The sequence below is a fragment of the Shewanella sp. genome, from assembly GCF_051658185.1.
Classification (GTDB): Bacteria; Pseudomonadota; Gammaproteobacteria; order Enterobacterales; family Shewanellaceae; genus Shewanella.
The window spans coordinates 1-11,739 of sequence record NZ_JBOFMC010000172.1 but is presented as its reverse complement, the minus strand read 5'-3'; the positions used below and the strand labels follow the sequence as shown (position 1 = coordinate 11,739).

General features: G+C 50.0%; 10 protein-coding genes. 9 read left to right on the top strand and 1 reads right to left on the bottom strand.

All coding sequences use genetic code 11. The features are described from left to right. The 6 genes from ACRCZA_RS07135 to der form a co-directional block, all read left to right on the top strand. Window positions 1-497 (top strand): RodZ domain-containing protein (locus ACRCZA_RS07135; RefSeq protein WP_438673761.1); only part of this gene is annotated, 497 nt, incomplete at its 5' end. 47 nt (window positions 498-544) lie between these two features. Beyond that, complete coding sequence (gene ispG, locus ACRCZA_RS07130) at window positions 545-1,660, top strand: flavodoxin-dependent (E)-4-hydroxy-3-methylbut-2-enyl-diphosphate synthase (RefSeq protein WP_438673760.1); 1,116 nt, start codon at window positions 545-547, stop codon at window positions 1,658-1,660. Window positions 1,661-1,803: 143 nt separating this feature from the next. After that, complete coding sequence (hisS, locus tag ACRCZA_RS07125; protein WP_438673759.1) at window positions 1,804-3,084, top strand: histidine--tRNA ligase; 1,281 nt, start codon at window positions 1,804-1,806, stop codon at window positions 3,082-3,084. A gap of 23 nt (window positions 3,085-3,107) precedes the next feature. After that, on the top strand, window positions 3,108-3,728 hold the full coding sequence (locus tag ACRCZA_RS07120; protein ID WP_438673758.1) for a tetratricopeptide repeat protein: 621 nt from the start codon (window positions 3,108-3,110) through the stop codon (window positions 3,726-3,728). Window positions 3,729-3,739: 11 nt separating this feature from the next. Continuing rightward, the gene (gene bamB, locus ACRCZA_RS07115; protein WP_438673757.1) at window positions 3,740-4,927 is read left to right on the top strand and encodes an outer membrane protein assembly factor BamB; all 1,188 of its coding nucleotides are present in this window, start codon (window positions 3,740-3,742) and stop codon (window positions 4,925-4,927) included. Window positions 4,928-5,005: 78 nt separating this feature from the next. Further along, on the top strand, window positions 5,006-6,472 hold the full coding sequence (gene der, locus ACRCZA_RS07110) for a ribosome biogenesis GTPase Der (RefSeq protein WP_438673756.1): 1,467 nt from the start codon (window positions 5,006-5,008) through the stop codon (window positions 6,470-6,472). Window positions 6,473-6,628: 156 nt separating this feature from the next. Here the strand turns inward: der and xseA are convergent, their stop codons facing one another. Then, on the bottom strand, window positions 6,629-7,993 hold the full coding sequence (gene xseA, locus ACRCZA_RS07105) for an exodeoxyribonuclease VII large subunit (protein WP_438673755.1): 1,365 nt from the start codon (window positions 7,991-7,993) through the stop codon (window positions 6,629-6,631). Window positions 7,994-8,114: 121 nt separating this feature from the next. Between xseA and guaB the strand changes: the two genes are divergently transcribed. The 3 genes from guaB to ACRCZA_RS07090 all read left to right on the top strand — a co-directional run. After that, window positions 8,115-9,581: an IMP dehydrogenase gene (guaB, locus tag ACRCZA_RS07100; protein WP_438673754.1), complete on the top strand. Its 1,467-nt coding sequence runs from the start codon at window positions 8,115-8,117 to the stop codon at window positions 9,579-9,581. Between the two features lie 118 nt (window positions 9,582-9,699). Then, window positions 9,700-11,277 carry a glutamine-hydrolyzing GMP synthase gene (gene guaA, locus ACRCZA_RS07095; protein WP_438673753.1) on the top strand — a complete coding sequence of 526 codons (1,578 nt, stop codon included), beginning with the start codon at window positions 9,700-9,702 and terminating at the stop codon, window positions 11,275-11,277. Between the two features lie 211 nt (window positions 11,278-11,488). Further along, window positions 11,489-11,739: nucleoside deaminase (locus ACRCZA_RS07090; RefSeq protein ID WP_438673762.1), on the top strand; the 251-nt coding region annotated here is incomplete at its 3' end.

Genomic DNA, 11,739 nt, shown 5'->3' with positions numbered 1-11,739 from the left:
CGGTGGATCCTGCAGGGCTAAATGCCAATACAGCGACTGCCAATGCGGCGCCGACTCAGGGCGCGGGGATGGCTAATCAGCCGAGCTCTGCTAACCCCGCAGCCTCTTCGCAGCCAGTGACGACGTCTCAGCCCAGCACGAACAGTCCTGCTAATGGTTCAGTGAACACCACTAATCCGGTTAACACTAATAACCCGGCTAACACCAATCACCCCAATTTAGCTTCGACTCAAGTCGCCACTATCCCCGGGCAATCTAGCCTCAATATTCAACTCTCCGGTGATTGCTGGATTAATATCCTCGACGCGAAAGGGAAAGTGTTAGTCGATGGGGTCAGTGGTGCTGGTGCGAATATTCAAGTCAGTGGTGTGGCCCCCTTTAAAGTGATTTTAGGCGCGCCCCATGTGGTGACTCATTTTAGTTTGGACGGTCAAACGGTGAGTCTGGCCGATTTTCCTAAAGGCCGAGTGGCTCGTTTAACGCTTCCTAAGGCGTAACTTGACTAACGGGCGCAGCAAACGTACCGAAATAGAGTGTATTAAGTATGTATCATGAAAATCCCATAAAAAGACGTCCTTCCACCCGCATTTATGTGGGTAATGTACCGATTGGTGATGGGGCGCCGATTGCGGTTCAGTCGATGACGAACACGAAGACCACCGATGTTGAGGCCACGGTCGCGCAAATTCGGGCCTTAGAAAAAGTGGGTGCCGACATAGTGCGCGTCTCCGTACCGACGATGGACGCGGCAGAAGCGTTTAAGCTGATTAAGCAAGCGGTCAAGGTGCCCTTAGTCGCTGATATTCATTTTGATTATCGTATCGCATTAAAAGTGGCCGAATACGGCGCCGATTGTTTACGCATCAATCCAGGGAATATCGGTAATGAAGAACGGATCCGCAGCGTAGTCGAATGCGCGCGCGATAAGAATATTCCGATCCGCATTGGCGTGAACGGTGGCTCATTAGAAAAAGATCTCATGGATAAATACAAGGAGCCAACGCCCGAGGCCCTGCTTGAGTCTGCGATGCGCCATGTGGATATTCTCGACAGATTAAACTTTGATCAATTTAAGGTAAGCGTTAAAGCTTCCGATGTGTTCCTTGCCGTTGAATCCTATCGTTTATTGGCAAAACAAATTCGTCAACCGCTGCATTTAGGCATCACCGAAGCGGGCGGCGCCCGTGCTGGCGCGGTCAAATCGGCTGTGGGCCTTGGTATGCTGCTTGCTGAAGGCATTGGTGATACTTTGCGTATCTCCTTAGCGGCCGATCCTGTGGAAGAGATTAAGGTTGGCTTTGATATCTTAAAGTCACTACGCATTCGTAGCCGTGGTATTAACTTTATCGCCTGTCCGTCATGCTCGCGCCAAGAGTTTGATGTGATAAGTACTGTCAATGAGTTAGAGCGCCGCCTCGAAGATGTGACCACCGCGATGGATGTCTCTATTATTGGTTGTGTGGTCAATGGCCCGGGTGAAGCGTTAGTGTCGCATATCGGTTTAACCGGCGGTCATCGCAAGAGTGGTTATTACGATGAGGGTGAACGGCAAAAAGAGCGTTTTGATAACGACAACCTGGTCGATTCCCTCGAAGCAAAAATTCGTGCCAAGGCATTGCAAATGGCTAACCGTATCCAAATAAAAGACGCAACCGAGTAAAATCTGCACGTAGATCAACGTGATGATACTAGAGGCTTTGAGCTAGGCCGCGAAACGGACGGGGCCATTTTACGTTTGCGGGTGAAAAGCCTATAATGCCTGACATTTTTTATTAATTTAGCAACATCAGACGAGTCGACCCAGTGGCAAAACAGATCCAAGCGATTCGCGGAATGAATGACATTCTGCCAACTCAAAGTCCTCTATGGCAAAAAGTGGAAGCAGTGCTGCGTTTAAGCGTAAGCGCCTACGGTTACAGTGAAATCCGCACTCCTATAGTGGAAAATACCGATCTTTTTAAACGCTCTATCGGTGAAGTAACTGATATTGTTGAAAAAGAAATGTACACCTTTGCCGACAACAATGGGGATAGCCTCACCTTGCGTCCTGAGGGTACGGCATCTACCGTGCGCGCCGGTAACGAAAATGGCCTGTTGTATAACCAAGAGCAACGCCTGTGGTACATGGGGCCCATGTTCCGTCATGAGCGTCCACAAAAGGGGCGTTATCGCCAATTTAACCAGTTTGGCGTGGAAGTGTACGGCATTGGCAGCGCAGATATTGATGCTGAAGTATTAATGTTATCCGCCCGTCTCTGGGAAAAACTGGGGATCAGTGAGCATGTATCATTACAACTCAATACCTTAGGTGATCCTGCTGAGCGCGCGGTGTATCGTGAGGCATTAATTGCGTTTTTAGAGCAGCACAAAGAGTCGCTCGATGAAGACAGCAAACGCCGCATGTACACTAACCCCCTGCGGGTATTGGATTCTAAAGATGCTAATGTGCAAGCCATTTTAGCCAATGCGCCAGAGTTGATGGATTTTCTGGGCGAGGAGTCCAAGACACATTTTTCACAGCTACGTGAACTCTTAGATGCCGTGGGTATCCAATACACCATTAATCCGCGTCTCGTGCGTGGGTTAGATTATTACAATCGCACGGTATTTGAGTGGGTAACCTCAAGTTTAGGCTCACAGGGAACCGTTTTAGCGGGTGGCCGTTACGATGGCTTAGTGGCTCAGTTGGGCGGGAAAGACACCCCTGCCGTTGGCTTCGCCATGGGGCTGGAGCGTATTGTGCTGTTGCTCGAAACCCTTGAATTAACCAAAGACATTCCCGCTGCCGTCGATGTGTATGTTACAGCCATGACAGATGCTTGCCTGATTGAGGCCATCAAGGTCGCTGAGGAATTACGTGCGGACCTGCCAAACCTCAAAGTGATGAGTCACTGTGGTGGCGGCAATCTGAAAAAGCAAATGAAGCGCGCCGATAAAAGCGGTGCCACGGTGGCTTTGCTGATCGGTGAAGAAGAACTCGCCGAAGGCACTGTTACGATTAAATATTTACGCAATAATAACGAACAACAACGGGTTGCTCGAAATGCATTAAGTGCATTTTTAGCACAACAGGCACTTAAGTAAACTGATAATAAGGGGACGTGCGCGTGGAAATCTATAGCACAGAAGAACAACAAGTTGATGCTATTAAGCAATTTTGGAAAGATTACGGAACCTCTATTGTTATCGGTGCTGTTGTTGGCTTAGGCGGGTTATACGGTTGGAATTATTATTCCGATGTCAAAATTGCTAAAGCAGAACAAGCATCGCAGGCGTTTCAAGGCTTGATCACCCAGTCCGCCGATGATGCGGCCATGTTGGCCGGTGTTGCAGAGTTTACTAAAAATCATGATCAGCAAGGTTATGCGGCGCTGTTAGATTTGATCGTGGCGAAAACCGCGGTTGAAACTAAAGATTATGCCAAGGCCGAAGCGGCGCTTAAGAAGGTGATTGCCGCCAAACCAGGTGCAGGTTTAGATATGATTGCCAATCTGCGCTTAGCACGCATTCAAACTGAGCAGGGGCAAATCGATACGGCATTAGCCACCCTAGAGCTGGTCACCGACAAGGCGTTTGCCGCGCAACGGGAAGAGTTAAAAGGGGATTTCCTCGTGCGTAAGGGCGAGCTTGATAAAGCCAAAGCCGCCTATCAAAGCGCATTAGACAATGGCGGTGTCATCACTAGCCCCGCGCTTAAAATCAAACTTGATAACTTAAATCAAGCATAAGGGAGCCCTTGATGAAGTCTTGGTGCAAAAACCTGCTGGCCGCTGGACTCAGTCTAGCCATGTTGTCCGCTTGTTCGTCGAGTGATGTTGAAGACGAACCTGTGAGTGAGTTAACTGCTATTCAGGCGACCGTGTTCCCTGAGGTGAGTTGGAGCACCTCCTTTGGTGATGGCGTGGGAGATTATTATTCACGCCTAATGCCAGCGGTGCGTTACGGTAAAATTTTTGCCGCAGATCGCTATGGTGAGGTGGTTGCCTTCGATGAAGCCACAGGTGAGCGGGTTTGGAGCAAAGATTTCAGCGAAGAGTTTCGTGATAATGCCTTAGCCAAAAATAAAGGCGCGCGCATCGCGGCAGGGATTACTGCCGCCCGGGACAAGATTTTTGTGGGTGGCGAAAGTGGGCTCTTAGCCGCACTGAATGCTGCCGATGGCCAAGTGTTATGGCATGTGGTCGCAGGCGGTGAGTTACTGTCTAAACCCACCGTTGGCGATGATGTCGTGGTGGTGAGCACCAGCAAGGGATCCCTCGAAGCATTTAATGTCGATACCGGAGCAAAGCTGTGGGTTTATGAAATGCAGCTGCCTAATCTCACATTGCGTGGTACGGGGTCGGCAGCCTATGAGGCGGGCGGATTTTTTATCGGCACCGCCGATGGCAAAGTGGCCGTGGTGATCAAAAATAATGGTCAAGCGGCTTGGGAACAGGCCATTTATAATCCTACTGGCGGCAATGAATTTACTCGTATGGCTGATGTCGATATGACACCGCTGATCCTGGGTGACAATTTATATGCGGTTAGTTACAACGGTAACTTGGTCTCGATGGAACTGCGTACCGGCCGAGTCGTGTGGACACGAAAGTATTCAAGTTTTAACGAGTTGGAATCGGCTGGGTTAAGCTTATTTTTAGTTGATGATCATAGTCGTATTTATTCTGTTGATCGCCGTAATGGCCTCGAGCTTTGGAGTAATTCTGAACTCGCTAATCGTACATTGACTTCACCGGCAGTCTATAAAGACTACTTGGTTGTGGGGGATTTTGAGGGGTATTTACACTTTATCGACCGCAGTACAGGGAGCATTGTGGGTCGCGTGCAAGTCGATAGCGATGGTTTGTTCAGCCAGCCATTAGTGGTGGATGATAAAATTTATGTTCAAGGACGCAGTGGAAAATTAGCGGTTGTAACACTTCCCTAGCGAAAAGTGCTATCCTTATGAGCCCCTGGACGTGTGTTCCGGGGGCTTTTTATTGAAAAGTTTTTTAGAGGCAAAATCATGATCCCTGTAGTGGCCCTTGTTGGTCGGCCGAACGTCGGTAAATCCACTTTGTTTAATCGTCTTACGCGTACGCGTGATGCGCTGGTAGCTGACTTTCCTGGCTTAACTCGTGACCGTAAATATGGTCGCGCATTTTTATCCGGCTATGAATTCATTGTGGTGGATACTGGCGGTATCGACGGCACGGAAGAGGGGATCGAAACCAAAATGGCGGAGCAATCTTTAGCCGCCATTGAAGAGGCCGATGTCGTATTATTTATGACCGACGCCCGCGCGGGCTTAACCGCTGCGGATCTGTCGATAGCACAGCACTTGCGTAGCCGTGAAAAAACCACTTTTGTGGTAGCCAACAAAGTTGACGGTATTGATGCCGACTCCGCCTGCGGTGAATTTTGGTCCCTAGGCTTAGGGGAAGTGTACCAAATGGCGGCAGCCCAAGGGCGCGGTGTGTCTAACATGATTGAGTACGCGCTGACACCTTACGCCGAAGCGATGGGCATTGTGCGCCAAGGCGAAGAGGAAGAGGCCGATGAGCGCCAATACACCGAAGAAGAGGCTGAAGCTGAGCAGCAGCGCCTGCAGGAATTGCCTATCAAGCTGGCGATTATCGGTAAGCCAAACGTCGGTAAATCGACTTTAACGAACCGTATCTTAGGTGAAGAGCGCGTCGTGGTATATGACGAGCCGGGCACCACGCGCGACAGTATTTACATTCCGATGGAGCGTGAAGGTCGCGAATACGTCATCATTGATACCGCAGGGGTGCGCCGCCGTAGCAAGGTGCACCAAGTGATTGAAAAGTTCTCTGTTATCAAAACCTTAAAAGCGGTTGAAGATGCTAACGTGGTGCTGCTTATTATTGATGCGCGTGAAGGGGTTGCCGAGCAAGACTTAGGTTTATTAGGGTTTGCGCTGAATGCGGGGCGTGCCTTAGTGATTGCCGTCAATAAGTGGGACGGTATCGACCAAGGGGTTAAAGATCGGGTGAAGAGTGAGCTTGATCGTCGCCTTGGCTTTATCGATTTTGCCCGTATTCACTTTATTTCGGCATTGCATGGCACCGGTGTTGGCCATTTATTTGAATCCATTGAAGAAGCCTACGACAGTGCTACTCGCCGCGTCAGTACCTCAATGTTGACACGTATTATGCAAATGTCGCAGGACGATCATCAGCCACCATTGGTGAATGGTCGTCGGGTGAAGCTGAAATACGCCCATGCAGGCGGCTACAACCCGCCGATCGTGGTTATCCATGGTAATCAGGTGAGTAAACTGCCGGATTCCTACAAGCGTTATATGATGAACTATTTCCGCCGCTCATTAAAAGTGGTCGGCACGCCCATCCAGCTGCGTTTCCAAGAGGGGGATAATCCTTTTGAAAACAAAGTTGAAAAGTTAACCATGAGCCAAGAGCGTCGCCGTAAGCGTGCCCTGAGCCATATCAAAGATCGCAAAGGTAAATAATCGTCGTTGTTGATCTGCCGTGATGTCACAAAGGAGCCTCTTGGCTCCTTTGTTGTTTTTAGCCTGTGGATGATCCTGGCATGGGGGCATGGGCGCGAATTAGGCGAGGTCGATGGTTAAATTCACCCACCCTGGATTTGATAGGGCGAGTGCAGGCTATGTGGCAGCCTTGGTGAGTTCAATGGGGCTGATGTGGGTCACCGTTGAGGTCACTTGTCCATGGCGCAGGCGAGTCTGCAGGCGATCGCCGACTTCGAGTTTATCTATAGAATCAATAATATGATCATGTGCATCCGTAGTGATACTGTAGCCACGGCTTAGGGTGGCGAGTGGGCTGACGGTGTCAAGTTGATGGGCTGCGTATTTTATTCGCTGCTCATTGTGGCTGAGAGTGTCGTGCATGGCTGTTTGGAGGCGGTTTGCCAGATACTCAACCCGACTGGCCTCAAGCATCAGCTTATGTTTTGGGGATTGCTGCTCAAGACGATTAGACAGTGATTGTTGACGGCGGCTCAGTCGATGCAATCGCTCCGACAGGGCAGCGTTTAGGCGTAACTGCAGCTCATCGAAGCGCTGGGTTAATTGCTGCATGCGACGTTTGGGCTCGTGGCGCTGCAATCTATGCTCTAACGTGCGTAAACGCTGCTCGGTTTTTAGTTGATAATGTTTGGCCGCTTGCTGCAAACGTGACTGTACTGCCGCCAAGGTGTGCGCTTTGGCGGCGCGGTCTTGGGAGAGTAACTCCGCCCCCGCAGAGGGCGTCGGGGCGCGAATATCGGCCACGTAATCGCTGATGGTGGTATCAATTTCATGACCGACGGCGCTCACAATTGGCAGTGCGCTATTGTAGATAGTGTGCGCGAGGGCTTCGCTGTTAAAACACCATAAATCCTCAAGGGAACCGCCACCGCGGGTGAGCAATAATACATCCACTTCAAGGCGTTGGTTGGCGATATTGATCGCTTGGCAAATATGATGATCCGCATTATCTCCTTGCACTTGAGTGGGATAAATGATGATTTCAATGGAAGGATCGCGCCTTGCGAGCACATGCAACACATCGCGGATCGCCGCCCCAGTGGGTGAGGTGATCACCCCAATTCGCTGGATATTTTTCGGCAGGGCCCTTTTGGTGTCGGCGGCAAATAAGCCTTGGGCGGCCAGTTTGAGTTTAAGGGTCTCAAATTGCTGGGCCAGTAATCCTTCACCCGCAGGTAACATGGACTCAATTAACAGCTGGTAGTCCCCGCGGGGCTCGTACACACTAATTGCGCCTTTGACTAATACCTGTTGGCCATTAACGGGTTTAAAGCTCACGCTTTGATTGCGGCCCTTAAACATGGCACAGCGAATTTGGGAGTAATGATCTTTTAACGTTAAATACCAATGGCCTGAGCTTGGGGAGGAAAAGTTAGATATTTCGCCGTTGAGCCAGATTTTTCCCAATTGTCCTTCGAGAAGTTGCCGGACCTCGCCATTGAGGCGTGAAACGGTATAAACAGTGTTTTTAGGGATTTGCATGGTTTTTCTCGCGCAAATGGGTCTTTTTCACTATTTTCCATTTACCGTCCCTGATTTGCAAGGTATAATCCCGCCGCAATATTTCACCTCTAAATCCTACTCAACTAGGGAGATGTTGCCGATGCTACGATTAATAAAAGAAGCGCTAACGTTTGATGATGTATTACTGGTTCCTGCGCATTCAACTGTACTCCCCAATACTGCCATTCTCAAAACTCGCCTGACCAACACCATTGAACTGAATATTCCCCTCGTGTCCGCAGCAATGGATACCGTGACTGAAGCCCGCTTAGCGATTGCAATGGCACAGGAAGGTGGCCTTGGCTTTATCCACAAAAACATGAGTATTGAGCAGCAAGCCGAAGAAGTGCGTAAGGTAAAAATTTACGAAGCTGGCGTAGTGCAGCAACCTGTGACGGTTACCCCTTCAACCACGTTAGCGGATCTAAAAGTATTAACCTTAAAAAATGGTTTTGCCGGTTACCCAGTGGTAAATGAAGCCCATGAACTCGTTGGTATTATTACTGGCCGTGACGTGCGTTTTGTGACCGATTGGAGTAAAACCGTTGAAGAGGTGATGACCCCTAAGGCGCGTTTAGTGACCGTGGCTGAAGGCACTAAATTAGATGAAGTGCAAAAGTTAATGCACTCACATCGTATTGAAAAAGTGTTAGTGGTTGACGATAACTTTAAGCTTAAAGGCTTGATCACCGTTAAAGATTTCGAAAAAGCCGAGCGTAAGCCTAACGCTTGTAAAGATGAGTTAGGTCGTCTCCGTGTAGGCGCCGCAGTGGGGGCCGGTCCTGGTAATGAGGAACGTGTCGATGCGTTAGTGAAAGCGGGCGTTGATGTACTGCTGATTGATTCCTCCCACGGCCACTCCGAAGGCGTGTTACAGCGCATTCGTGATACCCGCGCTAAATACCCAGATTTACAAATTGTTGGCGGAAACGTGGCTACCGCAGAAGGCGCTTTAGCGCTGGTTGAAGCGGGCGTCAACGCCGTTAAAGTAGGGATTGGCCCTGGCTCTATCTGTACCACGCGTATCGTCACGGGTGTGGGCGTACCACAAATTACTGCCGTTTCGGATGCCGCTGAAGCCGTAAAAGGCTTAGGTATTCCAGTGATTGCCGATGGTGGCGTGCGCTTCTCTGGCGATTTAGCCAAAGCCTTAGCGGCAGGGGCTTCGTGTATCATGGCAGGCTCGATGTTTGCTGGCACCGATGAGGCGCCGGGTGAAACTGAGCTATATCAAGGCCGTGCTTATAAATCTTATCGTGGCATGGGCTCCTTAGGGGCGATGTCACAAGGTTCTTCTGATCGCTATTTCCAAACCGACAATGCCGCAGACAAGCTGGTGCCAGAAGGCATTGAAGGCCGCGTTCCTTATAAAGGCAAGCTGAAAGAAATCATCCATCAACATATGGGTGGTTTGCGTTCTTGCATGGGCTTAACGGGTTGCGCGACGATCAGTGAGCTTAATGAAAAAGCCCAATTTGTGAAGGTGACCTCGGCGGGCATGGGCGAGTCCCATGTGCACGATGTGACAATCACCAAAGAAGCACCGAACTACCGTTCTGGCTCTTAAGCACAGATCATCACGGGGCGGCAATAAGCCGCCCCGTGACTCATCGCTGTACTGCCCCTCAAGATTGACATGGTCGATGTTGAGTTACGTTTAATCATAAAAAAGATAAAGGTTATCCATGAGCGATATTCATGAGCATAAGATACTGATCCTCGATTTTGGATCTCAGTACACGCAACTGATTGCCCGTCGTATCCGTGAAATTGGCGTTTACTGTGAATTATGGGCCTGGGATGTCACCGAAGCCCAGATCCGTGAGTTTGCCCCGAATGGCATCATCCTCGCTGGCGGCCCTGAAAGTGTGACCGCAGAAAACTCGCCCCGTGCCCCTGAATATGTGTTTAATGCTGGCGTCCCGGTGTTAGGGATTTGCTATGGCATGCAAACCATGTCAGAGCAATTAGGCGGCAAGGTGATCCAAGGCATTGGCGAAGGCGAGTTTGGTTATGCGCAAATCGAAATGCTCGCAAAATCGGCCCTGTTTAATGATATTGAAGATGCCGTCAGCAGCGAAGGTAAGCCACTGCTGGATGTGTGGATGAGCCATGGCGATAAAGTGTCGGCGATCCCTGAAGGGTTTGTGGCGGTCGCTAAAACCGATACTTGCCCCTATGCGGCAATGGCCAACGAAGCCAAACGTTTTTATGGGGTTCAGTTCCACCCTGAGGTGACTCACACTCGTCAAGGTATGCGGATGTTGTCGCACTTTGCCTTGGACATTTGTGGCTGCGCTGCCAACTGGAAACCATCTTCGATTATCGAAGATGCGATCGCGCGTTTGAAAAAGCAAATCGGCGACGATGAAGTGATTTTAGGCCTGTCAGGCGGTGTCGATTCTTCCGTGGTGGCGATGTTATTGCACCGGGCGATCGGTAAAAAACTCACCTGTGTATTTGTCGATAACGGCCTACTGCGCTTAAACGAAGCTCAGCAAGTCATGGAAATGTTTGGCGATCATTTTGGACTGAACATTGTGCATGTGGACGCTGAAAACCGCTTCCTTGATGCGATGAAAGGCGTAGCCGATCCTGAAGCAAAACGTAAGATCATCGGCCGAGTGTTTGTTGAGATCTTCGATGAAGAGTCGAAAAAGTGCGTTAACGCGAAATGGTTAGCCCAAGGCACGATTTATCCCGATGTGATTGAATCGGCAGGCAGCGCGACAGGTAAGGCCCATGTGATCAAATCACACCATAACGTCGGGGGATTACCGGATGATATGGCACTTGGCTTGGTTGAGCCGCTGCGTGAACTCTTTAAAGATGAAGTACGTAAAATCGGTCTTGAGTTAGGTTTGCCTTACAATATGCTCTATCGTCACCCATTCCCTGGCCCAGGTCTTGGGGTGCGCGTCCTCGGTGAAGTGAAAAAAGAATACTGTGACTTACTGCGCCGCGCCGATGCGATTTTCATCGAAGAGCTGCATAAAGCGGATCTGTACAACAAAGTGAGCCAAGCCTTTACCGTGTTTTTACCCGTGCGCTCTGTAGGGGTTATGGGTGATGGCCGTAAATACGACTGGGTGGTATCACTGCGCGCCGTTGAAACCATTGATTTTATGACGGCTCACTGGGCTCATCTGCCCTATGATTTCTTAGGCCGAGTGTCCAACCGTATCATTAACGAAGTCGATGGCATTTCCCGGGTTGTATATGATATTTCTGGCAAACCGCCAGCAACGATTGAATGGGAATAGGCGAATAAATAAGCTCACTTTTTGAGTGAGCTATTTCCATGACGATAAAAGGCGCTTAACGCGCCTTTTTTTATGGCTGTCTGGCAGGCTGACTTCGCGGTGAAATGCGGCGGATAGGCTGGTATAATCCGGGTCCATTTTTTACGGTTTGATAGCGGCACGAGTGGCGCAAACGGAGCAGGAATTGGTTGTTGAACAGGACAAGCACTGGATGCAAGTGGCTATGGCTCAAGCCGCTAAAGCGGATGCGGCGTGGGAAGTGCCTGTCGGCGCGGTATTGGTCAAAGATGGTCGGCAAATTGCGCTGGGGTACAATCTCTCGATTAGCCAGCATGATCCCTGCGCCCATGCTGAAATCCTCTGTTTACGCGCGGCAGGGCAAGTTGTTGAAAATTATCGACTTATTGGTGCAACGCTGTATGTGACCTTAGAGCCTTGTGCGATGTGTGCGGGCGCTATGGT